We start from the raw sequence: 25,196 nt of genomic DNA on the forward strand, positions 1-25,196 counted from the left end.
TCGAGATCAACCGACGACTAGGAGGTGGAGCACCACCGCCGCGGGCCCAGGGCCCGCGCGGTGGTCCGCGACTACTTGCCGAGCTTGCGACGCTGCACGCGCGTCTTCTTCAGCAGCTTGCGGTGCTTCTTCTTGGCCATGCGCTTGCGACGCTTCTTGATGACCGAACCCACAGGTTGTTCCTTTCGAAGCCGGTGGTCCCGCGCAGAGGCGCGAGGAACCCGGACAGCGTACTGGGCGTGGGGCGGGCGAGGACAATCGCGTCCGCGGGCCGCGCCCGGCGTGCTCAGCCCGCGTCGTAGAAGGACCTGCGGATGTACTCGTTCGCGTCCTCCTCGCGGACCCGGAACGAGCGCCCGACGCGGACAGCGGCGAGCTCACCGTTGTGCACGAGGCGGTAGACCGTCATCTTCGAGACCCGCATCATGGCGGCCACCTCGGCAACGGTCAGGAACTTGGCCTCGGAGATGTCTCCTGAGGAGCTGGTCACCATGTGATTGCACCGACTTCCTGTGCGGCACGTCCGTCGGCTTCCCCGCCGACGACTCCACGGCCACCCGAGACGTGAGAATAGGGCCTGGAGTGACTGATGGGGAAGGGGCAATCTGCAGTGACTGAACTTTTCTCGGCGTGTCGGCTTGCATCAAGCCCAAATACGGTGAAGCGCCGCACCCTCGGGGGTCGTCGTCACCAGGCCTGGTGGTCCAGACCGTGCAGCGGGAACGCCGCGGCCCGGGTGGCCTGCACCGCCCGGTCCAACCAGGTGTCGGGGTCGTACCCCTCGGTCCACCGCTCGTACGTCGGGTGGCGTCCGTCGGTCATCCGGCGTGGTGCGACCTGGCCCAGCAGGCGCTGGACGTGCTCCTGCCACGCACCCGGGGTCGCCACCTCGGGGTCCAGGGGTCGGCCGCCGACGGTGGCAAGCAGGTGGGTCCACGAGCGCGGCACCACCTGCACCAGCTCGTAGCCGCCTCCGCCCACGGCCACCCACCGACCGTCGGACACCTCGTGGGCGAGGTCGTGCAGGGCCTCGTGCGCGAGCCGCTGGCCGTCGATCGAGAGCATCAGGTGGGCCAGCGGGTCCTCGGCGTGCGAGTCGCAGCCGTGCTGGGAGACCAGGACCTGCGGGTCGAACTCCCGCAGCAGCGGCGGCACGACGGCGTGGAAGGCGCGCAGCCACCCGGCGTCGGCGGTGCCCGGCGGGAGAGCGACGTTGACCGCGGTGCCCTGCGCCTCCGGCCCGCCCAGGTCGTTCGGGAAGCCGGTGCCCGGGAAGAGCATCTGGCCGGTCTCGTGCAGCGAGATCGTGAGCACCCGGGGGTCGTCCCAGAAGATCTTCTCGACGCCGTCGCCGTGGTGGACGTCGATGTCGACGTAGGCCACCCGCTCGGCCCCCTGGTCGAGCAGCCAGCGGATGCCGACCGCGGCGTCGTTGTAGACGCAGAAGCCGCTGACCCGGTCGGGCATGGCGTGGTGCAGGCCGCCGGCGATGTTCGCCGAGTGCAGCGACTCGCCCGTCCACACCTGGCGGCAGGCCTCCACCGTGGCGCCGACCACGTGGGCGGTCGCCTCGTGCATCCGCGGGAACACCGGGTTGTCGTCGGTGCCCAGGCCCACGTCGAGCCGCGGCCGCACCCGGTGACCGGCGTCCTGGACCGCTTCGATGAGCGCGCCGTCGTGGACGGTGGCCAGCAGGTCGTCACTCGCGACCGGGGCCGGCACCACGCGCAGGCCACCGGGCCCCGCGGTCACGCCGAGCTCCTCGGCCAGGCGCATGGTCAGGTCCACCCGCACCGGCGACATCGGGTGGCTCGGCCCGAAGTCGTACTCGGTCAGGCGGGGGTCGAAGACGACCGTGGACGGTCCGGAGCAGGCGAGCACGTCACCGACGCTACCGTCGCCCTGGTCCCGGCGACGTGCACGTCCTATGCTCACGGCGTGCCGACGACCTCGACGACCTCGCAGTGGTGGCCCGCCTGACGGCGGACCACCGATCGAGCACACCCCTCATCCCACGGCCGCCCACGGGCGGCCGTTCGTCTTCTCCGGACCTCTGTCGTGCGTGGGCGCACCACTCCCAGGAGACGACATGTCCAGCACCGCCCCCACCTCTGCCGCCCGACGGCTCTCCCTGCTCACCCCCAGCGGGCACCTGACGCTGGGCAACCTCCTCGGCGCCCTCCGCCCGCTCGTGGCGGGCCAGGGCGACCACGACTGCTTCGTCGGGGTCTCCGACCTGCATGCCATGACCGACGGCCACGACCCTGCCGTGCTGCGCAGCCGCAGCAGCGAGCTGGCGGCGCTGCTCGTCGCCGTCGGGCTCGACGACAGCACGCTGTTCGTGCAGAGCCGGGTGCCGGCGCACCGGCAGCTGGCGTTCCTGCTCGAGTGCGTGGCCTCGACCGGCGAGCTGGGACGGATGATCCAGTTCAAGCAGCGACGGCGGACGAACGGCTCCAGCCGTGCGGCGCTCTTCACCTACCCCGTCCTGATGGCGGCCGACATCCTGCTCTACCAACCGCACCAGGTGCCGGTGGGTGAGGACCAGCGCCAGCACGTCGAGCTCGCCCGCGACCTGGCGCTGCGGTTCAACCGCACCTACGGGCCGGTGTTCACGGTGCCGGAGGTGGCCGTCGCGCCGGCCGGGGCACGGGTGATGGACCTGCAGCGACCGACCGTGAAGATGAGCAAGTCCAGCGCCGAGCCAGCCGGTGTGATCGGGCTGCTCGACCCGCCGGACGTGGTGCGCCGCAAGATCGCCCGGGCCGTCACCGACGCCGACACCGGGCCGGGCGCGGTGCGCCCCGACCGCGAGGACAAGCCCGGCATCACGAACCTGCTCGACGTGCTGGTCGCCTGCGGCGGTTCCCCCGACGGGCTGAGCACCTACGGCGCGCTCAAGCGAGCGGTCACCGACGCCGTGCTCGGCGTCCTCGAGCCGGTGCAGCGCCGGCACGCGGGCCTGCTCGCCGACCCGGCGCACCTGGAGGAGGTGTACGCCCGCGGCGAGGCGCGCTGCCGCGAGGTCACCGCACCGGTCCTCGCGGCGGCCGAGTCGGCGATGGGGCTGTGAGCCCGGTGGCGCGGCTCCGACGTCCCTAGGGGGCGGCGATCAGGTCCGCGACCACGTGCCCCAGCTCGGCGCCCGCGTCCTCCTGGAGGAAGTGCCCGGCCCGCTCGATCACGGGGTGCTCCAGCCCGCGGGCGCCCGGCACCAGCTTCTTCATCACCGGCGCCATCGCCCCGGTGATCGGGTCGGAGTCGGAGAACGCCACCAGGAACGGCTTCTCCCACCCGGCGAGCACCTCCCAGGCGGCCCGGTTGGCCTCGGTGGCCGGGTCGTCGGGACGCGTCGGGACCAGGCCCGGCATCGCCCGCGGACCGGCGAGGAGGCTCGGGTCGGGGAACGGGGCGTCGTACGCCGCGCGCACGTCGTCGCTGAGCCCGCGCACGCAGCCGGACTCCACGAACCGGCCCACGTCGAGGGTCGGCGCGCTCTCGACCGCCCGGCGGAACTGCCACCAGATCTCGGGCATGTCGAAGTCCCCGGTCGGCATGCCGGTGTTGGCCGCGACGACCCGCGCGAAGCGGTCGGGGTTCTCGGCGACCAGGCGCAGCCCGATCAGCCCGCCCCAGTCCTGCCCCACGAGCGTGACGTCGCGCAGGTCGAGGTCGTCCACGACCAGCTCGCGCACCCACTCGACGTGGCGGGCGTAGCTGTGGTCCTCGGGACGGGTCGGCTTGTCGGAGCGACCGAACCCGATCAGGTCGGGCACGATGCAGCGCACGCCGCCGGCGGCCAGCACCCCGATGACGTGGCGGTAGAGGAAGGACCACGACGGCTCCCCGTGCAGCAGCAGCGCGACCGGCGCCTCGTCGAACCCCTCCTCGGGGCCGACGTCGAGGTAGGCCATCCGCAGCGGGTCGCCCCCGTCGGGGTCGACCACCTCGGCGTACGACGGCTCCCAGGGGAAGTCGGGCAGATCGACGAAACGGTCCTCGGGGGTGCGCAGGATCTTCACGGTCGTCCTCTCGGGTCGGGGGCCGGTCGGCGGCGGAGGGTCACTTCTTCTGGCGGCGCGAGCCGGCGTGCCAGTCCTCCTGGACGCCGGCCTCGTCCTCGGGGACCCCGAGAGCACGCAGCTGGGGCAGCTCGCGCAGGCTCCGCTTCAGCTCGGCGAAGCCGGGGAAGGTGGCCAGCCCGACCACGTGGTCCCACAGCTCGCCGGCCTCCTCGGGGCTCGGCAGCCGGCTGATGACGGGCCCGAAGAAGGCCGCACCCTCGGGTGGGGCGATGTGCAGGATGGGGGTGCCGACGTCCTTGCCGGTCAGCGCGAGCGCCTCGTCGGTCTCGGCCTGCAGCCCGGCGTCGTACGACGGGTCGTCGTAGGCCTCGGCCAGCTCCGCGGGCAGCCCTGCCTCAGCGAGGGCCTTCTCCAGCAGCTCGCGGGCGCCCTCGCCGTCGGGCATCCCGCCCGCACCCTCTTCGGGCGCGACGTCGAAGATGCGCGACGTGATGGCCGGGTAGAGCCGGGCCACCGCCTCGGGCCCGTGCTCGTCGCGGGCCCGGGCGCACACCCGCAGCAGGTGCAGCCCGGCGGTGTGGCCGGCCTCGTACTCCGGCGGGAAGTGCGTGTCGTAGTCGAGGTGCCCGTTGAGCAGCCGCAGCGAGATGAAGCGCCACTCCACCTCGTGGTCGCGCTGCTCCGCCACCATCCGCACCCACTTGCTGGTCATCCACGCGAACGGGCAGACGGGGTCGAACCAGAACCTGACGTGCGGCTGGGCCGCGGGTGCACTCATGACGCCACCCTGCCAGCCGGGTCCCAACCGAACCACCCCTCCGGGGGCCCTGCATGAATCCCCGGCCAGCCGGGGACTCCGGCACTGGATGGGCGTTGCAACACCCACTATGTGCATGAGTCCCCGGTCGACCGGGGATTCATGCAGCCGCGGCGAGCGACCTCAGCTGCCGGCAGCGAGGGCGCGGGAGCGGTCGCGGGCGGCCTCCATGGCGGCCAGGAACGCGGCGCGGACCTTGTGCACCTCGAGCTCGCGCAGCGCCGCGGCGGTGGTGCCGCCGGGCGAGGTGACCTGCTCGCGCAGCACGGTGGGGTGGGTGCCGGTCTCGCGCAGCATCTTGGCGCTGCCCACGAGGGTCTGGATCACCAGGTCGGTGGACGTCGAGCGCGGCAGCCCCAGGTGCACGCCGGCCTCGATCATCGACTCCACGACGAAGAAGATGTACGCCGGCCCGGAGCCGCTGATCGCGGTCACGGCGTCCTGCTGGCGCTCGGGGATGCGCAGCACCCGGCCCACCGAGGCCATCAGCGCCTCGGCCTCGGCCAGGTCGGCCTCGCTGCAGTGCGAACCGGGCGAGACCGCGGCCATCCCCTCGTCGACCAGGGCGGGCGTGTTCGGCATGACCCGGACGACCGCGATGCCCTCAGGGACCCGGGACTCGATGAAGGCGGTGGTGATGCCGGCGGCGAGGCTGACCAGCAGCTGCCCGGGCCGCAGCACCGGGCTGATCTCGTCCAGCAGGTCGCCCATGTCCTGGGGCTTGACGACCAGCGCGATCGTGTCGGCCTTCTCGGCGGCGCTGCGGTTGTCGAGGACCGCGACGCCGTAGCGCTCCTCCAGCTCGTGGGCGCGCTCGGCGCGCTTCTCACCCACCATCAGGCGGTCGACGCGGCGGCCGGCGCGCACCAGTCCGGACAGCAGGGTCTCCCCCATCACGCCGGCTCCCAGGATCGCGGTCTGTGCGCTCATGCGACCCATCCTCCCAGTGCGCGGCGGGCGGTGCAGGTGTTGGTCACTTCTTGGAGATCAGCGACCGGGCGAAGAAGGTCAGGTTCTGCGGGCGCTCGGCGAGCCGGCGCATCAGGTAGCCGTACCACTCCTGGCCGTAGGGCACATAGACCCGCACCGTCTCGCCGCTGCGCGCGAGCCGACGCTGCTCGTCGGGACGCACGCCGTACAGCATCTGGAACTCGTAGCTGCCCTGCGCGCGTCCGGCCCGGCCCGCGAGGCACGAGGCGATCTCGACCAGGCGCGGGTCGTGGGTGGCGATCATGGGGTAGCCCTGTCCCTCCAACAGGACCTTGAGGCAGCGCACGTAGGAGCGGTCCACGTCGACGGCTTCCTGGAAGGCGACCGACGCCGGCTCGGCGTAGGCGCCCTTGCACAGCCGCACCCGCGAACCCTCGTAGGCCAGCTGGCGGCAGTCGTCCTCGGTGCGGTGCAGGTAGGACTGCAGGACCGCGCCGGTCTCGGGGAAGTCCTTGCGCAGCTCGCGCAGGATCGCCAGCGTCGAGTCGGTGGTCGTGTGGTCCTCCATGTCGAGGGTGACCGTGGTGCCGGCGTTGCGGGCGGCGCGGCAGATCGTGCGCGCGTGCTCCAGGGCGACGCGGTGCCCACCCTGCGCGGCGACGTCGGGGGTGAGGGCCTGCCCGATGGCGCTGAGCTTGAGCGAGACCTCCGCACCCGAGGACAGCCCGCGCGACGCCAGGGCGCCCAGCAGGTCGACGTACGCCTCGACGGTGGCCTGGGCCTGGGCCAGGTCGGTGGTGTCCTCACCGAGGAAGTCGAGCGTCGAGCGCAGGCCGTCCTCGCTGAGCTCGGTGCTCGCGCGCACCGCGTCCTCGGTGCTCTCGCCCGGCACGTAGCCGCGCACGATGCCTGCCGAGACCGGGAGGGTGCTGACGAGGTTCTTGACCTGCTGGCTGCGGGAGAGCAGGAGCAGCGGCTGCCGGAGAAGGGCCATGCGTGCAGGCTACGACGCGGCACCTCGCCGCCGCGCCTCAGGCCGTACGCCGCCGCAGGGTGACGGCGCCGAGCACCACGGCTGCGGCCGCGAAGGCGACCACCACCGCGAGGTCGCGCCCGGCCTGCGCCGTCCCGGCCGAGGTCGACAGCGTGGACATCGCGTCGACCGCGTAGGACAGCGGCAGCAGGCCGGAGACGGCCTCGAGCACCGGCGGCAGGCCTGCGCGCGGCACGAAGAGCCCGCACAGCAGCAGCTGCGGGATGACCACGGCGGGCATGAACTGCACGGCCTGGAACTCGGTGCGCGCGAAGGCACTGACGAACAGTCCCAGCGCGGTCCCGAGCAGGGCGTCGACGACCGCCACGAGGACGAGCAGCCACCACGGCCCGGCGATCTCGAGCCCGAGCAGCCGCGCGCTGACCCCGACCGTGATGAGGGACTGCCCGACCCCGACCAGCCCGAACGCCACGGCGTACCCGGCCAGGAGGTCGAGGCGGCGCGTCGGCATGGCCAGCAGCCGCTCGAGCGTCCCACCGGTGCGCTCGCGCAGGGTCGTCACGCTGGTGACCAGGAACATCACGGTGAAGGGGAAGATCGCCAGCAGTGCCGGTCCGATGCGGTCGAAGGCGCCGGGGTCGACCTCGTCGAACATCCACCACAGCAGCACCACGAGCAGGCACGGCAGCAGGAGCAGCATCGCCAGGGTGCGGTGGTCGCGGCGCAGCTGGCGCAGCACCCGCGCCGCGACCGCGGCGGTGACCCGCAGGCTCATCGCGGCCCCCCGCCCACCAGCGCCAGGAACGCGTCCTCGACGGTGTCGGCCCCGGTGCTCGCGAGCAGCCCGGCGGGGGTGTCGTCCGCGAGCAGCCGGCCCTCCCGCATCAGCAGCAACCGGTCGCACCGCTCGGCCTCGTCCATCACGTGGCTGGAGACCAGCACGGCGGTCCCGGCCTGTGCGAGCCGGTGGAAGAGCCCCCACAGGTCCTGGCGCAGCACCGGGTCGAGGCCCACCGTGGGCTCGTCGAGCACGAGCAGCTCCGGTCCTCCCAGCAGTGCGATCGCGAGGCCGACCCGTCCCCGCTGGCCGCCGCTGAGCCGACCGACCACGTCGTCGCGGTGGTCGCCCAGGCCGACGGCGTCCAGCACCCGGTCTGCCTCGGCGGCACCGACGCCCAGCACGCGGGCGAAGAACCCCAGGTTCTCCGCCACGCTCAGGTCGTCGTAGACCCCGCCGGCCTGGGTGGCGTAGCCGACCCGGTCCCGCACCGCCGGGCTGCCGGCCGGGTGGCCCAGCACGGTGACGCTGCCGCCGGCGACCACCTGGACGCCGACCAGGGCGCGCAGGAGCGTCGACTTGCCGCACCCCGAGGGACCCGGCAGCCCGGTCACCCCACCGTGCAGCCGCAGGTCGAGGCCCGGCAGCACGGTGCGAGCCCCGCGGCGCACGACCAGCGAGGTCACCTCCACCACCGGTGGAGGCTCGGGCGGCTGGTCAGGTCGCGGCGACCGTGAAGTGCTCACGGGCGAACTCCAGGGACTCGCGCAGGTCGGCCTCGCGCTCCTCGCGGGAGCTGCAGCGACGGGTGTTGATCTCCAGCACGATGTCGCCGTCGTAGCCGACCTCGGCCAGGTGGCGCAGGAAGCCGGCGGCGTCCATGCCGCCGCGTCCGGGCACGAGGTGCTCGTCCTTCGGCGAGCCGGTGCCGTCGGTGAGGTGCACGTGGCGCAGCCGGCCGCCCAGGCGCCGGGCCATCGCGACGACGTCGTCCTCGGCGATCGCGGCGTGCGAGAGGTCGATGGTGGTGCTGGCGTAGGTCTCCGTCGAGGGGTCCCAGCCGGGCAGGTACATCGCCATGCCGGTCGCGGCCCGCGAGGTGACCTGGGCCCGCCAGGGGTACATGTTCTCCACCGCGAAGGCCAGGCCCGTCGACTCCTCGAGTGCGGCGATCCCGTCGACGAAGCCACGGGCGTAGTCCTTCTGCCAGCGGAACGGCGGGTGCACCACCACGGTGCCGGCCCCCAGGGCGTGGGCCATCTCGGCGGAGCGCTCGAGCTTGCCCCACGGCTCGGTGCCCCAGACGCGGGTGGTGAAGAGCAGGCACGGTGCGTGCACGGCGCAGACCGGCATCTCGTGGTGCTCCGACAGCTGGCGCACCGCCGAGGTCTGCTGGCTCAACGAGTCGATGCCCACCATGACCTCGACGGCGTCGTATCCCAACGAGGCGGCGTAGGCGAAGGCGTGCGCCGTCGACTCGGGGTAGACCGAGGACGTGGACAGGCCGATCCGGGTCACCCCTGCGCCTCCTGGTCCAGGACGCTCAACGTGTCGAGGCGCTCGAGGATGACCCCCTCGCGCAGCGCCCACGGACAGATCTCGAGCGCACTGAGGTCGAAGATGTCCATGCAGGCCTCGGCCACCAGGGCGCCCGGTACCACCTGGTGCGCACGGCTGGCCGAAACACCGGGCAGCGCGGCGAGCTCCTCGTGGTCCATGACCACCAGCTTGGGGATCCAGGCGGTCAGCTCGGCCTGCGGCAGCAGCCGCGGCACCAGCGGGCCGTCCGAGGACGGCGCCGCGCCGCAGATGCGGGCCAGGGAGCGCAGCGTCTTGGAGGTCGCGGCCGCCCGGTCCGGCACCCCGGCGCGCAGCAGCTGGCCCGCGTCGCGGGCGATCTCGGCGCGGATCCGGCGCCGCAGCCCGCGCACCGCGTCCTCGTCGAGCCGACCGGCCCCGAACTCGGAGCGCGCCAGGCGCGCCGCGCCCAGCGGCAGCGACCAGGCGACGTCGGGCGCCTCGTCGGGGCCGCCGGCGATCTCGAGGGAGCCGCCGCCGATGTCGAAGACGGCCAGGCGCCCGGCCGACCAGCCGAACCAGCGGCGTACGGCCAGGAACGTCAGGCGTGCCTCGTCCTCGCCGGAGAGCACCTCCACCCGCACCCCGGTGCGCTCGTGGACGTGGTCCAGGACGGCGTCGGTGTTGACGGAGTCGCGCACGGCCGAGGTGGCGAAGGAGATCATGTCCTCGCAGCCCTTGTCCTCGGCCACCCGCAGCGCCTGGGCGGTGAACGCCGTCAGGGCCTCGACGCCCGCCTCGGAGACCGCGCCCGCGTCGGGCCCGTCGAGCACCAGGTGCTCGGCCAGCCGCAACGGCTCCTTGTAGGAGTACGCCGGCAGCGGCGCCGCACCGCCGTGGGCGTCGACCACGAGCAGGTGCCCGGTGTTCGAGCCGATGTCGAGGACGCCCAACCGCATAAACCCAACCTACTCGCCGTCCCGCACGCCGGGCCGTGGCGGACCGTAGGGTGGCCCGGTGCCCGAAGTGGATCTGGTCTTCCCCCGTGCGTGGGTCGAGTTCGCCAACCCCGACGACGCGGGCGAGGTGATGCGCTGCGACCTCACGTGGCTGACCTCGTCCTACACCTGCATCTTCGGCCAGGGCTGCCCCGGCATCTACTCCGGCGCCCCCGACGTCGGGTGCTGCACGCTCGGCGCGCACTTCGCCGACGACGGTGACGAGGAGCGCGTCGCCGGGTTCGTGGCGCGCCTGGACCCGCACCAGTGGCAGCAGCACCCGGGCCGCGAGGTCGCCCGCGAGGACTGGGTCGAGCTCGACGACGAGGGCGCGCGCAAGACCCGCGTCACCGAGGTCGACGGCCAGCAGGCCTGCATCTTCCAGAACCGGCCCGGCTTCGCGCCCGCGGACCCCGACGCGGGCCCCGGCGGGGCCGGGTGCGCGCTGCACGGGCTGGCCCTCGACCTGGACCTGCACCCGCTGGAGACCAAGCCGGACGTGTGCTGGCAGCTGCCGATCCGCCGCACGTTCCGCGAGGTCGAGCTCGCCGACGGCACGGAGGTCACCGAGGTCTCGATCGGCGAGTACGACCGCCGCGGCTGGGGCCCGGGCGGGCACGACCTCGACTGGTACTGCTCGGGCAACACCGAGGCCCACGTGGCGGTCGAGCCGGTCTTCGTGACGCACGAGGCCGAGCTGCGCGAGCTGATGGGGGGCGCGGCGTACGACGAGCTGGTTCGCCACTGCGAGGCGCACCTGCGCTCCCGCTCCGCGCTGGCACTGCACCCCGCCGACCCGCGCTAGCCCGATACCGCTCAGCGGGACTCTCGACGTCAAGACAATCGGACCCCGCTGTGGGTGCTGGACGCGACGGAGTTCACAATCTCGGTATGCGACTGGACCATCTTTCCTACGCCGCAGGACCCGACGGACTGGCCAGCACGGCCCAGCGGATCGGCGGCCTGCTGGGCCGGGAGTTCACCGACGGCGGCATCCACCCGCGCTTCGGCACCCGCAACATGGTGCTGCCGCTGGCGCAGGACACCTACCTGGAGATCGTGGAGGTCCTCGACCACCCGGCCTCCGACAAGGCGCCCTTCGGCCAGGCCGTCCGCGCCCGCTCCGCCCTCGGTGGCGGATGGCTCGGCTGGGCCGTGGCCGTCGACGACATCAGCGTCGCCGAGCAGCGCCTGGGCCGCGACGCCGCCCAGGGCAGCCGGCACCGCCCCGACGGCACCGAGCTGCGCTGGAAGCAGATCGGGATCAACGGCCTGATGGCCGACCCGCAGCTGCCGTTCTTCCTGCAGTGGGAGGTCCCCGCCGAGCTGCACCCCAGCCACGGCGCCGACGCCGCGTACTCCCTGGCCTGCCTCGAGATCGCCGGTGACCCGCTGCGGGTCAGCGAGTGGCTCGGCGAGTCGGTCGAGGCGCCCCTCGAGGACGTCAAGGTCGAGTGGGTCGCCCCGCACGGCACGCCCGGCGTGATCGCGGTGCAGCTGCAGACCCCCGGCGGTCTGGTCCGGCTCTGACCGCTGCGCAGGGACCTGGCGAGCCCCGGGGACTCCCCGACGGGACCCGGCCCAGCCCCAACATCTGGCACCACACCGACACCTACGAGCTCGAGAACCACGCCTTCGACCCCGACGGGCTGGTCGAGGCGGCGATCGAGCGGCTCGGCGGCTGGGCCGGCCGGGACGTGCTCGACCTCGGGTGCGGCACCGGGTTCCACCTCGGGCGCCTCGCGCGCACGTCCGCCACGGTGACCGGCGTCGAGCCGCACCCCGACCTGCGGGCCATCGCCGCCCGGCGCACCCGGCGGCTGCCCGAGGTCCGGGTCCTCGAGGGCACCGCGCAGGCCGTGCCGCTGCCCGACGCGAGCATCGACGTGGTGCACGCGCGCTGGGCCTACTTCTTCGGCCCCGGCAGCGAGCCCGGGCTCGTCGAGCTGGCCCGGGTGGCACGCCCGGGGGCGGCGGCGTACGTCATCGACAACGACGCGAGCCGCTCCACCTTCGGCGGCTGGTTCGCCCGCGGGTTCCCCGAGCACGCCTCCCCCGAGGCGAAGCACGAGTTCTGGGCGGGCCAGGGCTGGCAGCGCGAACCGGTGCTGACCCGGTGGGCCTTCGCCAGCCGCGCCGACCTCGAGTCCGTGGTGCGCATCGAGCTGCCGGGCCCGGTGGCCGAGGAGGCGCTGGCCGAGCACCTGGCCGCCGGCGGCGGCACCGAGGTGGAGTACGCCGTCGACGTGTGGTGGCGCCGGTTCTGAGCGGAGCCGCCGGTCGGTGCTGGTCAGCGCCCGTGCTGGTCAGCGCCGGTCGGGCCCCGAGGAGTCGCGCACGACCAGCGACGGGGTGAGGAGCACGCCCTGCTGGGCCACGCGCGGGCGCCCCAGCAACCCCTCGAGCGCGGTGACGACCTCGACCGCGACGTCCTCGAGCGGCTGGCGCACCGAGGTCAGCCCCGGACGCACCACCTGGGCGACCTGGGAGTCGTCGAAACCGACCACCGCGACGTCGTCGCCCGGGCGCAGCCCGCGCAGGCCCAGGGTGTGCAGCACCCCCATCGCGAGGGTGTCGGAGGCGCAGACGAAGGCGGTCGGGCGGGCCTCGTCGAGCAGCACCTCGCTGGCCTCGGCGCCGCTGGCCACGGTGTCCTCGACACGCGAGGCGAGCCCGGAGGTGGGGAGCCCGGCCTGCCGCATCGCCCGGTGCCAGCCGGCGCGACGGTCCTCCCCGATCCGCGAGTCCTTGCGCCAGCCGATCCAGGCGATCCGGTCGTGACCCTTGTCGAGGAGGTGCTGGGTGGCGCTCTCGCAGCCCGCGGCGCCGTCGACGTCGACCCAGGCGTGGGTGGCGTCGGGGTTGTCCCACGGGCGACCGAACGCGACGAACGGCGCCCGGCGGGTGTCGAGCCACTCGGCCTGCGGGTTGCCGAGGTAGGTGTCGGTCACGACGAAGGCATCGACGGCGGTCGAGCTCAGCAGGTCGTCGTAGCCCGACAGCGGGTCCACGGGGTCCCCGGAGAAGAGCAGCACGTGGTAGCCGGCCTCGCGCGAGGTCTCGACGAGGGAGTGCACGAACCGGTCCATCGTGGCGTTCGCGGTGCCCTCCTGCACGGCCTGGATGCGCAGCCCGATCAGGTGCGAGGCCCGGGTGCGCAGGTTGCGCGCCGCGCGGTTGGGCTGGTAGCCGAGGTCCGCGATGGCCAGCCGGACCCGGTCGAGGGTGTCGGCGCGCAGCAGGTCGGGGTTGTTGACGGCGTTCGACACGGTCTGGCGCGACACCCCGGCGCGCTCGGCCACGTCGGCGAGGGTGGGCGGCAACGCCGACGCGCGGGTGCTGGTGCGGGCCACGGGCACCCCCTCTTGATCGTTCCAAGTCCGACGGGAGCACTGTAACCGCGACGGGGCCGTTGCGGTGTCGGAGCCCTGCCCTAGCGTGCCCGACATGGCGAAGTCCCCCGCACGTGCCGCCCGGCCCTCCTACCGCTGCTCCGAGTGCGGCTGGACGACGGGCAAGTGGGTCGGGCGCTGCGGCGAGTGCCAGGCCTGGGGCTCGGTGGCCGAGGCCGCCGCCACCCCTGCGCTGCGCACCGCCGCGTCCCCGGTGACCACCCGCGCCGTGCCGATCGGTGAGGTGTCGATCGAGAACGCCGGGTTCCGCACCAGCGGGGTGCCCGAGCTCGACCGGGTGCTGGGCGGCGGCCTGGTGCCCGGGGCCGCGATCCTGCTGGCCGGCGAGCCCGGCGTCGGGAAGAGCACCCTCCTGCTCGAGGTGGCCGCCCAGACCGCGCGCTACCAGCGCCGCACCCTCTACGTGACCGGCGAGGAGTCGGCCTCCCAGGTGCGCTTGCGTGCCGACCGCACCGGCGGCGTGCACGACGAGCTCTACCTGGCCGCCGAGACCGACCTCGGCGCGGTGCTCACCCACATCGAGGAGACCCGCCCCGAGCTGATCGTGGTCGACTCGGTGCAGACCATCGGCGCCTCCGGGGTCGAGGGCGTCCCGGGCGGCGTCACCCAGGTCAAGGAGGTGGCTGCGGCACTGATCCGGGTCGCCAAGACCCGGGGCATCACCACGGTGCTGGTCGGGCACGTCACCAAGGACGGCGCCATCGCCGGGCCGCGGGTGCTGGAGCACCTCGTCGACGTGGTGCTGCACTTCGAGGGCGACCGCAACTCCCGCTTCCGGATGGTGCGGGCGATGAAGAACCGCTTCGGCCCCATCGACGAGGTCGGCTGCTTCGACCTCGGCCCCGAGGGCATCAGTGCCGTGACCGACCCGACCGGGCTCTTCGTCGAGCAGCACCACGGCCGGGTGCCCGGCACCTGCGTGGCGGTGACGATGGAGGGCCGCCGCCCGATGCTGGCCGAGGTGCAGGGACTGGTGACCACCTCCCCCCTCGACCGCCCGCGGCGTACGACGTCGGGGCTGGACGGGTCGCGGGTCGCCATGGTGCTAGCGGTGCTCGAGCGGCACTGCGGGCTGCGACTCTCCGCGCAGGACGTCTTCGCCTCGACCGTCGGTGGTGCCCGGCTGCACGAGCCGGCCAGTGACCTCGCCGTCGCCGTGGCCCTGGTCTCCTCCCACCTCGGGATCGCGCCGCCCACCGGCGTGGTCGCGATCGGTGAGCTGGGCCTGGCCGGCGAGCTGCGCCGGGTGCGAGACCTGCCGCAGCGCGTCGCCGAGGCGGCCCGCCTCGGATTCCGCTTCGCGGTGGTGCCGACCGAGCCGGGGCAGCGCGGCGCCGGGCCGGGCGTGGCCCGCGAGGTCGAGGGGATGCGGGTGCTCGAGGTGCCCACCATCGTCAGCGCCCTCGAGGCGCTGCGCCTGACCGCCGGGCCCGGCTGAGGCATGCCACGGCCGCGCCCGGCCCGCAATGATGACGCGCCACCCCGCGCACGCCCCTAGACTCGGCTTCCAGGGCGGGTCGACCGCCCGTCTCCCCCCACTGGAGGAACGCGTGCCCACCGAACGCTCGGACGACGTGCTGCGCCTGCGCGAGACGCTGGCCTCGATCGCCCCGGGCACCTCGCTGCGTGACGGGCTCGAGCGGATCCTGCGTGGTCGCACCGGCGCGCTCATCGTCATCGGCCAGGACGCACGCGTCGACGAGATCAGCACCGGCGGATTCGACCTCAACGTGCCGTTCACCGCGACCGGGCTGCGTGAGCTGGCCAAGATGGACGGCGCGATCATCGTCGATGCCGGTCTGACCCGCATCGTGCGCGCCGCGGTCCACCTGATGCCCGACCACACGATCCCCTCCGAGGAGACCGGCACCCGGCACCGCACCGCCGACCGGGTCGCACGCCAGACCGGCTTCCCCGTGATCTCGGTGTCGCAGTCGATGCAGATCATCGCGGCGTACGTCGGCTCCACGCGGCACGTCCTCGAGGACGTCGGCCAGATCCTCTCGCGTGCCAACCAGGCGCTCGCGACGCTGGAGCGCTACAAGCTGCGCCTCGACGAGGTCTCCAGCACCCTGTCGGCGCTCGAGATCGAGGACCTGGTCACGGTGCGCGACGTCGCCGTGGTCGCCCAGCGGCTCGAGATGGTCACCCGGATCGCGCGGGAGATCGAGGACTACGTGCTCGAGCTCGGCACCGACGGCCGCCTGCTGTCGCTGCAGCTCGAGGAGCTGATCACCGGGGTCGACACCGAGCGCGAGCTGGTGGTGCGCGACTACCTGCCCGCCGGGCGCAAGGCCGCCTCGCCCGAGGAGCTGCTGCAGCAGCTCGAGGCTCTCTCGGCCACCGCTCTCGTCGACCCGGCCGCCACCGCGAAGGTGCTCGGCCTCGGCAACGGCGAGCACCTCGACGGCGCGGTCGCCCCGCGCGGATACCGGCTGCTGGCCAAGGTCCCGCGGCTGCCCCCCACCGTCGTCGACCGGCTCGTCGACCACTTCGGGACCCTGCAGAAGCTGCTCTCCGCCGGCATCGACGACCTCCAGGCCGTCGAGGGCGTCGGCGAGCTGCGGGCCCGCAGCGTCCGCGAGGGCCTCTCCCGCCTCGCCGAGTCCACGATCCTCGAGCGCTACGTCTGAGCGGCTGGCGGGGAGTTTCATCGGCCGGCCGACGGAACTCCTGGGTGGACGATGAAGCTTTGTCGTCCCGGCACCAGTTTCATCGGCCGGCCGATGAACCTTGCGGCCGCCCGACCCGGTGCTTGTCGTCGTGCAGCAGCGCGTTGAGCTCGCCGCCGAGGAGCAGGGCCAGGGCCAGCAGGTAGACCCAGGTGAGGACGACGACCCCGCCGCCGAAGGCGCCCAGCAGCGGGTTGCCGGCCCCGATGGTGCGCAGGTAGAGCCCGAAGCCCGCGCTGGCCCCGAGCCACAGCACCGCGGTGGTCAGGGCACCGGGCACGCTGGCGCGCCACGGCGTACGCCGGTTGGGTGCCAGGTGGAAGACCAGCACCAGCCAGGCGGTGAGCACCACCCCGAGCAGGGGCAGGCGCGCCACGTCCCAGAACGTCTCGAACGCGGGGCCGAGCCCCACGACGTCGGCCACGTCCGCGCCCCGACCCAGCAGCGGGCCGACCACGACGACCGCGAGCGCCACCACCACGACCACGACGGTCATCAGGCCCAGCACCAGGCCCAGGAGCCGGCGCCGGAGCCAGGGCCGCTGCTCCTCGGAGTCGTAGGCCAGGTTCAGCGCCTGCACCACGACCGCCCAGGCGCCCGACAGGGTGACCAGCGCGCCCAGCGCGGCCACCGTGAGCAGGCCGCCGAACTCGCCGTCGAAGACCGCCGCCACCGAGTCGAGCACCGGGGCGCCACGGTCGGTGAGCACCAGCCCCAGCGCGTCGGTGACCCGCGCCTCGGTCCGGTCGGCGACCTCGGCGCCGACGAGCGCCTCGAGGTAGGACAGCAGACCGGCCGCGATCAGCAGGGCGGGGAAGATGCTGAGGACGGCGAAGAACGCGATCTCCGCGGCCAGCCCGGCCACGCGGTCCTTGCGGACCTCGTGCACCAGCTCCCGGCCCAGCCCCAGCACGGGAGCCGGGAGCCGGTGGTGGGGGCGGGGGCGGAAGGACGGCGTCACCGGGACCTCAGTGCGTGTCCAGCTGACCGCTCAGCCGGTCGTGCATGTGCAGGGACTGCGCGTTGAGGCCGTAGATCTCGACCGACTTGCCCTTGCGCGAGTACTTCGTGGTGATCGAGTCGAGCGCCGCGACCGTCGAGGCGTCCCAGACGTGGGAGGCGGTCAGGTCGATGACCACGTGCTCGGGGTCGTCGGCGTACTCGAACTGGGTGTAGAGGTCGTTGGAGGAGGCGAAGAACAGCTCGCCGGTGACGGTGTACCGAGCCTGGGTGGTGCCGTCGCCGACCTCGACCAGCTCACGCTGCACGGTGGCCAGGTGGGCCACGCGGCGGGCGAAGAGGGTCATGGCGACCAGCACGCCGACGGCGACACCGATGGCGAGGTTGTGGGTCGCGACGACCACGGCGACGGTGGAGAGCATCACGGCGGTCTCGCTCTTCGGCATCCGGCGCAGCGTGCGCGGCGACATGGAGTGCCAGTCGAAGGTGCCGACCGCGACCATGATCATCACCGCGACCAGGGCGGCCATCGGGATGCGGGCGACGATGTCGCCGAACCCGACGACCAGCACCAGCAGGAGCACACCGGCGGAGAACGTCGAGATCCGGGTGCGCGCACCCGAGGCCTTCACGTTGATCATCGTCTGGCCGATCATCGCGCAGCCGCCCATGCCACCGAAGAAGCCGGTGATGATGTTGGCAGCGCCCTGGCCCCAGGCCTCCCGGGTCTTCGGGGAGTGGGTGTCGGTGATGTCGTCGACGAGCTTGGCGGTCAGCAGCGACTCGAGCAGCCCGACCAGCGCCATGGCCAGCGCGTACGGCGCGATGATCTCCAGCGTCTCCAGGGTGAACGGCACGTTCGGGATCAGCAGGGAGGGCAGCGTCTCGGGCAGGTCGCCCTCGTCACCGACGTCGGGCAGCGACCAGCCGGCCGCCAGCGCGGCGCCGGTGATCGCGACGATGACGACGAGCGGGGCCGGCACGACCTTCGTGATGCGGGGCAGCAGCACGATGATCGCCACGCCCAGCCCGACCAGCGGGTAGACCAGCCACGGCACGTCGACCAGGTAGGGGATCTGGGCCATGAAGATGAGGATGGCCAGCGCGTTGACGAAGCCGACCATCACCGAGCGCGGGATGAACCGCATCATCTTGGCCACGCCCAGGACGCCGAGGACGACCTGGATCATGCCGCCGAGGATGACGGTGGCGATCAGGTAGTCGACGCCGTAGTCGCGCGCGACCGGGGCGATGACCAGCGCGATCGCGCCGGTGGCCGCCGAGATCATGGCGGGCCGCCCGCCGAGGAAGGAGATCGAGACCGCCATCGTGAAGGAGGCGAAGAGCCCCAGCCGCGGGTCGACGCCGGCGATGATCGAGAACGAGATCGCCTCGGGGATCAGCGCGAGCGCCACCACCAGGCCGGCCAGGACCTCGCGGCGCAGGATCGCGGGGCTGCGCAGCGCGCCACGCACGGTGTGCGTCTCGGGCGGCGGCAGCCGGGGCGAGCCCGGGGGCAGGTGCGGCTGGGCGGGGGCGGTGTTGCTCACGAGCTCTCCTCGACGGTGCGGGTGGGACGCCGACCGGGAGCAACGCTGCGACCGGGCGGGCGACGAAGTCGGGTGGCGGTGACGGTGGTGGACGCGTCGACCGACCCGTGGACCTTACCCTGACGTGACGGGAGAGTCTGAATTCTGGTCGGGCCGCCCGCGGCAGGACCGGTCACGGGTCCCGCTGGGCCTGCACCCGCTCGGCGAGCCCCGCGGCGAACTCCTCGGCCCACTGCAGGCGCCGGCGCAGGGTGACGACGCGCTCGTCGGCGGCGGTCTGCAGCGCACCCAGCTCGTCCAGCAGGCGCTCGCGCTCGGCGTCCCCGGGATCGGAGTCGAGGGCGTCGACGACCTCGAGGAGCCCGCGCATGTCCTCGAGGGAGAAGTCGAGGGGCTTCATCCGCTTGATCAGCTCGAAGCGGTCCACGTCGACCTCGGTGAAGAGCCGGAACCCGCCCGAGGAGCGCGCCGACGGGCTGACCAGCCCGACCTCCTCGTAGTAGCGGATCGTGCGCAGGCTCAGGCCCGTGCGCGCGGCGACCTCGCCGATCTGGATGTGTTCTGCCGACATCTGCTCTCGCTCCGCGGGGGGCCTGGACGCGTGGCGTCCGGCCACGTCGGCGAGTCTAGGCGCGACCTGCCGCCACAGGAGGCTCAGACGCGGCGGGAGACGAAGACGGCGAGCAGCGCCAGCCCCAGGGACAGGGCGAGCACGGCGACGAAGGCGGCCAGGTCGGCGGCGGTGCCGACCGCGGTGAACAGCAGACCGGCCACCGCGACCGCGACCGCGGCACCCACCGCGTCGCTGATGGTGACCGCTGAGGAGGCCGTGCCGCGCTCGTGGACGGTCGTGCGCGCCAGCACGGTGGAGGTGATGCGCGGGTACATCAGCCCCATCCCGGCTGCGGCGACCAGCCAGCCGGCCCCGACCAGCACCCCGGGCAGCGCCAGGGCGGCCACGACCAGCACGACCGCGATCCCGACCGCGAGCAGCAGCGCGCCGAGGCGCAGCGCCGCCTCGTCGCGCAGGTGGTCGCCCAGCCGACCCTGCACGTGCGAGGCGCCGGCCCAGCCGATCGTGGCGACGGTCAGCACGAGCCCGCTGACCCAGGTGGCAGCGGCGTACTGCTCCTGCAGGAGGAAGGGCAGGTAGGCCTCCGCCGCGAAGAACGTGCCGCCGACCAGGCCGCGCTGCGCGATCACCGCCGGGACGCCGCGCCCGGCGCGCAGGGTGCCGCGCGGGAGCAGCGGGCGTACCGCGACCAGGGCCACCACCACCGCCCCGGCCGCGAGCGCGGCGCGGGTGGCGCCCGGCAGCGCGCCGGAGAGGTTGAGGGAGACCACGGCCGTGGCGACCGCCGCCGCCAGCCCCAGCCGTCGTACGCCGACGCCCCGGGGCGCGGCGGCGCCGGCACGGGGCGGCTCGACGGCGCGCAGGGTCGGCACCAGCAGCGCGAGTGCCGCGGCGGCGATGGCGACGACGCCGAGGAAGACCCACCGCCAGCCGACCGTGTCCGCGACGACGCCGGCCAGGAACGGCCCGACCAGACCGGGCAGCACCCAGGCGGCGGCGAAGAGCCCGAGGATGCGGGGCCGGTCGACGACGTCGTAGACCTGCGCGACGAGCACGTAGAGCGCCACGACGAGCCCTCCGAGGCCCAGGCCCTGCAGGAAGCGGCCGAGCACCAGCCACGCCATGCTCGGGGCGAGCCCGGCGGCCAGCAGCCCGACCGCGAAGAGCCCGACGGAGCACAGCAGCGGGCGCACCGCGCCCGCCCGGTCCGACCACAACCCGACGGCCACCATGCCGACGACGCTGGCGGCCAGGGTCGCCGAGAACGCGACCGAGAACCAGGCGCGCCCGTCGAGGTCGGCCGTCACCGCCGGCATCACAGTGGCCACCGCCAGCGACTCGAAGGCCGCCAGGAAGACCAGCGCCACCGCACCCGTGGTGGCGCCGCGGTAGCGCGGGCCCATCAGGGCGGTGCGGGCCGCCCGCACCCGGTCGGTCAGACCCAGATCCGGCGCTCGCCGAGGGCCGCGCGGACCTCGCCGAGCTGGTTGCGGCGCTTCTGGTACTTGTACGGCGCCGCCAGCACCAGCGCGGGCGCCTCGGGGTCGGCGTGCTCGAGCAGCACCTGCACGCAGGGGGCCCCCTCGATGCGGCCGTCGAAGGCCACTGCGACACCACGCAGGTCGTCGCGCTCGGCGCGCAGCTTCTCGAAGAGCTCCTCGAGCAGCTGGTCGGGGCGCACGTCCTCGAGGATCTCGACCAGGCGCGTCCCCGGGGTGCCGTCCGCCTCGACGACCTGGACGAAGGGCAGCAGCGCGTCGTCGGCGTTGAGCCGGGTCTGCGCGTTGCGCAGGGCGGTGTCGAGCAGGTCGTCCATCTCGGTGCGCACGGTCGTGCTCACGGAGTCTCGCCACGTCGTCATGGACGCATCCTCCCAGAGGGGCGCTCCGGGGGGCGGATCCGAGCCGGCCCACCGGGCCGCGCCCGAGTCGGGGAGCGCTCAGCCGCGCCCGGCCACGAGCGCCTCGAGCCGCAGGTGCGGGTTCAGCCGCTCGATGGCCTCCAGGCGCCACCGGTCCGAGAAGAGCGCCAGCAGCACGCCGTCGGTGCGCTGCATGACCTCGACCCCGCGCAGGGCGGCGACCTCGTCGCGCTGCTCCGGCTCGACACGGCGGGCGATGCTGTAGTCGAGGCTCTCGAGCCGCACCGGGGCGCGGTACTCCGCCTCCATGCGTGCGGTCACGACCTCGAACTGCATCGGTCCGACGGCGGCGAGCACCGGCGCCTGGTCACCACGCAGCTCCGAGCGCAGCACCTGGATGACGCCCTCCTGGTCGAGCTGCTCGATGCCCTTGCGGAACTGCTTCCAGCGGCCGGTGTCGGTGACGCTGACGGTGGCGAAGTACTCGGGGGCGAACGTGGCGATCGGGGGGTAGCGCACCGGCGCGCCTGCGTGGATGGTGTCCCCCACCCGCAGCGCGGAGGCGTTGACCAGGCCGACGATGTCGCCGGGCCGGGCCCGCTCGACCGAGGTGCGCTCACGACCGAAGACCGCCTGGGCGTACTTGGTGGTGAACGGGCGCCCCGTGGTGGCGTGGGTGACGACCATCCCGCGCTCGAAGGTGCCGGAGCAGACACGGGCGTAGGCGAGTCGGTCGCGGTGGCTGGTGTCCATCCCGGACTGCACCTTGAACACGAAGGCGCTGAAGTCGTCCTCCGGCTGTCGCTGGCCGCCGTCGACGGCCGTGGTGGGCCCGGGTGCGGGAGCCAGCTCGAGCAGCACCTCGAGCAGCTGGGCGACACCGAAGTTGGAGAGCGCGGAGGCGAAGAGCACCGGCGTCGTCTGCCCGGCCAGGAACTTGTCCTGGTCGTGGTCGGCGCCGTCGGCGCTGAGCAGCTCGTGCCCCTCCTGCGCCTCGGCCCACCGGTCCGGCTCCGCGGCGGCGGCGGCCTCGGCGTCGAGGTGCTCCTCGGGGACCCGGGTGCTGCCGCCGGCGGTGCGCGTGTACCGGATGAACCCGCCCGTACGACGGTTCAGCACGCCGCGGAAGTCCCCGGCGATGCCGACCGGCCAGGTCAGCGGCGTGGGTCGCAGGCCGATCTGCTTCTCGATCGAGTCCAGCAGCTCGAGCGGGTCCAGGCCCGGCCGGTCCCACTTGTTGATGACCGTGATCACCGGGATGCCCCGGTGGGCGCAGACCTGGAAGAGCTTGAGCGTCTGCGGCTCGAGCCCCTTGGCGGCGTCGACCAGCATCACCGCCGAGTCGACCGCGGAGAGCACCCGGTAGGTGTCCTCGGAGAAGTCGGCGTGACCGGGGGTGTCGACCAGGTTGACGACGTGGTCGCCGTAGGCGAACTGCAGTGCGGCGGAGGTGATGGAGATGCCGCGCGCCTTCTCCATCTCCATCCAGTCCGAGACGGTGCCCTTGCGACCACCCTTCCCGTGCACGGCGCCGGCCTCGGAGATCACGGCGGCGTGCAGGGCCAGGGCCTCGGTCAAGGTCGACTTGCCGGCGTCCGGGTGGCTGATGACGGCGAACGTCCGGCGGGGTCGAAGGTCGAGGTCATCCACCCCACCGACTCTAACGTCGCATCGGCGCCGAGAGGTCGGCGCGGGCCGCCGCGGTCGCGCCGCGCACCCGGACCACTACGCTGAGGGGGCAGCCAGCCTGCCCGACCGCTTCCCGACGTACGTGAGGACACCCGAGTGAGCCACCCCCACCCAGAGCTGCAGGCGCCTCCGGCCCTGCGGTCCGGCGCCCTGCGCATCGTGGCGCTCGGCGGCCTCGGCGAGATCGGCCGCAACATGGCGGTCTTCGAGCACGAGGGCAGGATGCTCATCGTCGACTGCGGCGTGCTCTTCCCCGAGGAGCACCAGCCCGGCGTCGACGTGATCCTGCCGGACTTCACCTGGATCCGGGACCGGCTCGACAAGATCGAGGCCATCGTCCTCACCCACGGTCACGAGGACCACATCGGTGGCGTGCCGTACCTGCTGCGCGAGCGGGCCGACATCCCCCTGATCGGCTCGCGCCTGACGCTGGCGCTGATCAAGGAGAAGCTCAAGGAGCACCGGATCCGTCCGGTCCTGCGCGAGGTCAAGGAGGGCGACCGGCTCGACCTCGCCCCCTTCGACTGCGAGTTCTTCGCCGTCAACCACTCCATCCCGGACGGCCTGGCCGTGGCCATCCGCACCGCCGCGGGCACGGTCCTGCACACCGGTGACTTCAAGATGGACCAGTTCCCGCTCGACGGCCGGATCACCGACCTGCGCGGGTTCGCGCGCCTGGCCGACGAGGGCGTCGACCTGTTCATGACCGACTCGACCAACGCGGAGGTGCCCGGGTTCACCACCTCCGAGCGCGACCTCGCGCCGGCGATCGAGAAGGTCTTCCGCACCGCCCCGCGCCGCATCATCGTCTCCAGCTTCGCCAGCCACGTGCACCGCATCCAGCAGGTCCTCGACACCTCGCACGAGCACGGCCGCAAGGTCGCCTTCGTGGGCCGCTCGATGGTCCGCAACATGGGTGTCGCCCAGGACCTCGGCTACCTCACGGTCCCCGAGGGCCTGATCGTGCCGCTCGACCAGCTGGAGCGGCTGCCCGCCCACAAGGCCACCCTGATCTGCACCGGTTCGCAGGGCGAGCCGCTGGCCGCGCTGTCGCGGATGGCCGCGCGCGACCACAAGATCCGGGTCGGCGAGGGCGACACCATCCTGATGGCCAGCTCGGTGATCCCGGGCAACGAGAACGCCATCTCCAACGTGATCAACGGGCTCACCCGCTGGGGCGCCAACGTCGTCCACAAGGGCAACGCCAAGGTGCACGTCTCGGGTCACGCCAGCGCCGGCGAGCTCGTCTACTGCTACAACATCATCAAGCCCCGCAACGTGATGCCCGTGCACGGCGAGTACCGCCACCTGCGCGCCAACGCGGACCTGGCGATCAGCACCGGCATGGACCCCAAGAACGTCGTGCTGGCCGAGGACGGCGTGGTCGTCGACCTGGACAAGGGCCACGCCAAGATCACCGGCAAGGTCCAGGCCGGGCTCGTCTTCGTCGACGCCCAGCAGGTCGGCGGCGTCACCGAGGCCACGCTGAAGGACCGCCGCACGCTGGCCGAGGAAGGCGTCGTCACCGTCCTCGCCATCGTCGACGCCGACACCGGCAAGCTGGCCGACCGGCCGGACTTCCTGGTGCGTGGCTTCGTGCACGAGCCGAAGGCCTTCGACCCGGCCGTCCAGGTGATCGAGAAGACCCTCGCCCGGGCCGCCTCCGAGGGCATCGGCGACGCCCGTCAGCTGGAGCAGATGATCACCCGCGACATCAGCCGCTGGTCGCACAAGACCTTCCGTCGCAGCCCGCTCATCATCCCGGTGGTCGTCGACGCCTGAGGGCCTGCAACACCAGCAACGCCCTGTCGCAGCCGCCGGTTGCGACAGGGCGTTGCTCGTCCCCGGCAACTGACCGGGGACAAGTCAGGCCGGCGGCCCGGCCTCCTCGAGCCGCGCCAGCACCTTCTCGATGACCGTGTCCAGCACATCGACCTCGTCGGGCGTGAGCGCCTCGAACACCAGGCGGCGCACGGTCTGGACGTGCGCCGGAGCCGCCTGCTCGATGGCGGTGCGCCCCTGCGCGGTGAGCATCACCCAGGCACCACGGCCGTCCTCCGCGCAGTCCTCCCGGGCGACGAGCCCGCGCCGCTCCATCCGGGCGATGTGGTGCGAGACCCGGCTGCGCTCCCAGTGCAGGCCGCGGGCCAGCTCCGCGACCCGCACGCGCGCGTCGGGACTGTCGGTGAGCACCACCAGGACGTCGAAGTCGGGGAGGGAGAGGCCTGCGTCGCTCTGCAGCCCCCGGTGCAGCGCGGCCGGCAGCAGCGCGTTGAGCCGGAGCCAGCGCCGCCAGGTCCGCTGCTGGGTGGAGGAGAGCCACGTCGTGTCGTTCATGGCTCGATCGTACCCGGAATAGTTGACATGTCACGCAAGTTGCCACATAGTAAGTGACACGTCACCAACCCGGGTGGCGG

26 protein-coding genes are annotated in these 25,196 nt (G+C 73.1%); 7 read left to right on the plus strand and 19 right to left on the minus strand.

Annotation, left to right across the window (positions count from 1 at the left end; all coding sequences use genetic code 11):
- Window positions 1–71: 71 nt before the first annotated feature.
- The 3 genes from I601_RS20695 to I601_RS04080 all read right to left on the minus strand — a co-directional run bounded on the left by I601_RS20695 (window position 72) and on the right by I601_RS04080 (window position 1,881).
- Window positions 72–173, minus strand: coding sequence for a 30S ribosomal protein bS22 (locus I601_RS20695; protein ID WP_008356322.1), 102 nt, complete (start codon window positions 171–173; stop codon window positions 72–74).
- Window positions 174–286: 113 nt separating this feature from the next.
- The gene (locus I601_RS04075) at window positions 287–493 is read right to left on the minus strand and encodes a helix-turn-helix domain-containing protein (RefSeq protein ID WP_068106767.1); all 207 of its coding nucleotides are present in this window, start codon (window positions 491–493) and stop codon (window positions 287–289) included.
- A 194-nt stretch (window positions 494–687) separates the two neighbouring features.
- Window positions 688–1,881: an acetoin utilization protein AcuC gene (locus I601_RS04080; protein ID WP_068106769.1), complete on the minus strand. Its 1,194-nt coding sequence runs from the start codon at window positions 1,879–1,881 to the stop codon at window positions 688–690.
- 208 nt (window positions 1,882–2,089) lie between these two features.
- Here I601_RS04080 and trpS point away from each other — a divergent pair, with 208 nt between their 5' ends.
- The gene (gene trpS / locus I601_RS04085; protein WP_068106771.1) at window positions 2,090–3,073 is read left to right on the plus strand and encodes a tryptophan--tRNA ligase; all 984 of its coding nucleotides are present in this window, start codon (window positions 2,090–2,092) and stop codon (window positions 3,071–3,073) included.
- 25 nt (window positions 3,074–3,098) lie between these two features.
- Here the strand turns inward: trpS and I601_RS04090 are convergent, their stop codons facing one another.
- The 8 genes from I601_RS04090 to I601_RS04125 all read right to left on the minus strand — a co-directional run bounded on the left by I601_RS04090 (window position 3,099) and on the right by I601_RS04125 (window position 10,021).
- Window positions 3,099–4,022, minus strand: coding sequence for a haloalkane dehalogenase (locus tag I601_RS04090; RefSeq protein ID WP_068106774.1), 924 nt, complete (start codon window positions 4,020–4,022; stop codon window positions 3,099–3,101).
- A 40-nt stretch (window positions 4,023–4,062) separates the two neighbouring features.
- A complete protein-coding gene (locus tag I601_RS04095) occupies window positions 4,063–4,803 on the minus strand; it encodes a mycothiol-dependent nitroreductase Rv2466c family protein (protein ID WP_068106776.1) in 741 nt (246 codons plus the stop codon).
- 162 nt (window positions 4,804–4,965) lie between these two features.
- Entirely contained in the window at window positions 4,966–5,772 is an 807-nt protein-coding gene (gene proC / locus I601_RS04100; RefSeq protein ID WP_084527112.1) for a pyrroline-5-carboxylate reductase, read from the minus strand.
- A gap of 43 nt (window positions 5,773–5,815) precedes the next feature.
- Entirely contained in the window at window positions 5,816–6,766 is a 951-nt protein-coding gene (locus I601_RS04105; RefSeq protein ID WP_068106780.1) for a proline dehydrogenase family protein, read from the minus strand.
- Between the two features lie 37 nt (window positions 6,767–6,803).
- Window positions 6,804–7,541: an ABC transporter permease gene (locus I601_RS04110; protein ID WP_068106782.1), complete on the minus strand. Its 738-nt coding sequence runs from the start codon at window positions 7,539–7,541 to the stop codon at window positions 6,804–6,806.
- A complete protein-coding gene (locus I601_RS04115) occupies window positions 7,538–8,239 on the minus strand; it encodes an ABC transporter ATP-binding protein (protein ID WP_218917747.1) in 702 nt (233 codons plus the stop codon). The genes I601_RS04110 and I601_RS04115 overlap by 4 nt, the downstream gene beginning before the upstream one ends.
- Window positions 8,240–8,261: 22 nt before the next feature.
- Entirely contained in the window at window positions 8,262–9,062 is an 801-nt protein-coding gene (locus I601_RS04120) for a sugar phosphate isomerase/epimerase family protein (protein WP_068106783.1), read from the minus strand.
- Window positions 9,059–10,021 carry a Ppx/GppA family phosphatase gene (locus tag I601_RS04125; protein WP_068106785.1) on the minus strand — a complete coding sequence of 321 codons (963 nt, stop codon included), beginning with the start codon at window positions 10,019–10,021 and terminating at the stop codon, window positions 9,059–9,061. The genes I601_RS04120 and I601_RS04125 overlap by 4 nt, the downstream gene beginning before the upstream one ends.
- Window positions 10,022–10,079: 58 nt before the next feature.
- Here I601_RS04125 and I601_RS04130 point away from each other — a divergent pair, with 58 nt between their 5' ends.
- From I601_RS04130 to I601_RS04140, 3 genes are all read left to right on the plus strand, one after another.
- Window positions 10,080–10,865: a DUF3109 family protein gene (locus I601_RS04130; protein WP_068106787.1), complete on the plus strand. Its 786-nt coding sequence runs from the start codon at window positions 10,080–10,082 to the stop codon at window positions 10,863–10,865.
- A gap of 86 nt (window positions 10,866–10,951) precedes the next feature.
- Entirely contained in the window at window positions 10,952–11,590 is a 639-nt protein-coding gene (locus I601_RS04135) for a VOC family protein (protein ID WP_068114316.1), read from the plus strand.
- Entirely contained in the window at window positions 11,515–12,327 is an 813-nt protein-coding gene (locus I601_RS04140; RefSeq protein ID WP_237089542.1) for a class I SAM-dependent methyltransferase, read from the plus strand. The genes I601_RS04135 and I601_RS04140 overlap by 76 nt, the downstream gene beginning before the upstream one ends.
- Before the next feature lie 39 nt (window positions 12,328–12,366).
- On the opposite strand, the gene I601_RS04145 is transcribed toward I601_RS04140, so the two are convergent.
- Window positions 12,367–13,413, minus strand: coding sequence for a LacI family DNA-binding transcriptional regulator (locus I601_RS04145; protein ID WP_237089543.1), 1,047 nt, complete (start codon window positions 13,411–13,413; stop codon window positions 12,367–12,369).
- A 94-nt stretch (window positions 13,414–13,507) separates the two neighbouring features.
- On the opposite strand from I601_RS04145, the gene radA reads away from it, so the two are divergent.
- Together radA and disA are read left to right on the plus strand one after the other, a co-directional pair.
- Window positions 13,508–14,911 (plus strand): DNA repair protein RadA, encoded by a 1,404-nt coding sequence (radA, locus tag I601_RS04150; protein WP_068106790.1) that lies wholly within the window; start codon window positions 13,508–13,510, stop codon window positions 14,909–14,911.
- 112 nt (window positions 14,912–15,023) lie between these two features.
- On the plus strand, window positions 15,024–16,106 hold the full coding sequence (gene disA, locus I601_RS04155; protein ID WP_068106793.1) for a DNA integrity scanning diadenylate cyclase DisA: 1,083 nt from the start codon (window positions 15,024–15,026) through the stop codon (window positions 16,104–16,106).
- Between the two features lie 79 nt (window positions 16,107–16,185).
- Here disA and I601_RS04160 read toward each other — a convergent pair whose 3' ends face one another.
- The 6 genes from I601_RS04160 to I601_RS04185 form a co-directional block, all read right to left on the minus strand.
- Window positions 16,186–17,106 carry a YihY/virulence factor BrkB family protein gene (locus I601_RS04160; protein ID WP_068106795.1) on the minus strand — a complete coding sequence of 307 codons (921 nt, stop codon included), beginning with the start codon at window positions 17,104–17,106 and terminating at the stop codon, window positions 16,186–16,188.
- Between the two features lie 7 nt (window positions 17,107–17,113).
- The gene (locus I601_RS04165; protein WP_068106797.1) at window positions 17,114–18,655 is read right to left on the minus strand and encodes a SulP family inorganic anion transporter; all 1,542 of its coding nucleotides are present in this window, start codon (window positions 18,653–18,655) and stop codon (window positions 17,114–17,116) included.
- 172 nt (window positions 18,656–18,827) lie between these two features.
- Window positions 18,828–19,226, minus strand: coding sequence for a MerR family transcriptional regulator (locus I601_RS04170; protein ID WP_068106798.1), 399 nt, complete (start codon window positions 19,224–19,226; stop codon window positions 18,828–18,830).
- Between the two features lie 83 nt (window positions 19,227–19,309).
- Complete coding sequence (locus tag I601_RS04175; protein ID WP_218917748.1) at window positions 19,310–20,656, minus strand: MFS transporter; 1,347 nt, start codon at window positions 20,654–20,656, stop codon at window positions 19,310–19,312.
- 8 nt (window positions 20,657–20,664) lie between these two features.
- Entirely contained in the window at window positions 20,665–21,090 is a 426-nt protein-coding gene (locus tag I601_RS04180; protein ID WP_068106800.1) for a hypothetical protein, read from the minus strand.
- 78 nt (window positions 21,091–21,168) lie between these two features.
- The gene (locus tag I601_RS04185; protein ID WP_068106802.1) at window positions 21,169–22,740 is read right to left on the minus strand and encodes a peptide chain release factor 3; all 1,572 of its coding nucleotides are present in this window, start codon (window positions 22,738–22,740) and stop codon (window positions 21,169–21,171) included.
- Window positions 22,741–22,875: 135 nt separating this feature from the next.
- Here I601_RS04185 and I601_RS04190 point away from each other — a divergent pair, with 135 nt between their 5' ends.
- Window positions 22,876–24,561 carry a ribonuclease J gene (locus tag I601_RS04190; RefSeq protein WP_068106804.1) on the plus strand — a complete coding sequence of 562 codons (1,686 nt, stop codon included), beginning with the start codon at window positions 22,876–22,878 and terminating at the stop codon, window positions 24,559–24,561.
- 84 nt (window positions 24,562–24,645) lie between these two features.
- On the opposite strand, the gene I601_RS04195 is transcribed toward I601_RS04190, so the two are convergent.
- The gene (locus I601_RS04195) at window positions 24,646–25,116 is read right to left on the minus strand and encodes a MarR family winged helix-turn-helix transcriptional regulator (RefSeq protein WP_068106806.1); all 471 of its coding nucleotides are present in this window, start codon (window positions 25,114–25,116) and stop codon (window positions 24,646–24,648) included.
- Window positions 25,117–25,196 lie beyond the last annotated feature (80 nt).

This window comes from Nocardioides dokdonensis FR1436 (assembly GCF_001653335.1).
GTDB lineage: Bacteria > Actinomycetota > Actinomycetes > Propionibacteriales > Nocardioidaceae > Nocardioides > Nocardioides dokdonensis.

Excerpts from the sequence above, each read along its gene's own strand:
- I601_RS04075 (WP_068106767.1), bottom strand. The coding sequence starts at position 493 with ATGGTGACCAGCTCCTCAGGAGACATCTCCGAGGCCAAGTTCCTGACC.
- trpS (WP_068106771.1), top strand. The coding sequence starts at position 2,090 with ATGTCCAGCACCGCCCCCACCTCTGCCGCCCGACGGCTCTCCCTGCTC.
- I601_RS04095 (WP_068106776.1), bottom strand. The coding sequence starts at position 4,803 with ATGAGTGCACCCGCGGCCCAGCCGCACGTCAGGTTCTGGTTCGACCCC.
- proC (WP_084527112.1), bottom strand. The coding sequence starts at position 5,772 with ATGAGCGCACAGACCGCGATCCTGGGAGCCGGCGTGATGGGGGAGACC.
- I601_RS04105 (WP_068106780.1), bottom strand. The coding sequence starts at position 6,766 with ATGGCCCTTCTCCGGCAGCCGCTGCTCCTGCTCTCCCGCAGCCAGCAG.
- I601_RS04110 (WP_068106782.1), bottom strand. The coding sequence starts at position 7,541 with ATGAGCCTGCGGGTCACCGCCGCGGTCGCGGCGCGGGTGCTGCGCCAG.
- I601_RS04125 (WP_068106785.1), bottom strand. The coding sequence starts at position 10,021 with ATGCGGTTGGGCGTCCTCGACATCGGCTCGAACACCGGGCACCTGCTC.
- I601_RS04135 (WP_068114316.1), top strand. The coding sequence starts at position 10,952 with ATGCGACTGGACCATCTTTCCTACGCCGCAGGACCCGACGGACTGGCC.
- radA (WP_068106790.1), top strand. The coding sequence starts at position 13,508 with ATGGCGAAGTCCCCCGCACGTGCCGCCCGGCCCTCCTACCGCTGCTCC.
- I601_RS04170 (WP_068106798.1), bottom strand. The coding sequence starts at position 19,226 with ATGTCGGCAGAACACATCCAGATCGGCGAGGTCGCCGCGCGCACGGGC.
- I601_RS04180 (WP_068106800.1), bottom strand. The coding sequence starts at position 21,090 with ATGACGACGTGGCGAGACTCCGTGAGCACGACCGTGCGCACCGAGATG.
- I601_RS04195 (WP_068106806.1), bottom strand. The coding sequence starts at position 25,116 with ATGAACGACACGACGTGGCTCTCCTCCACCCAGCAGCGGACCTGGCGG.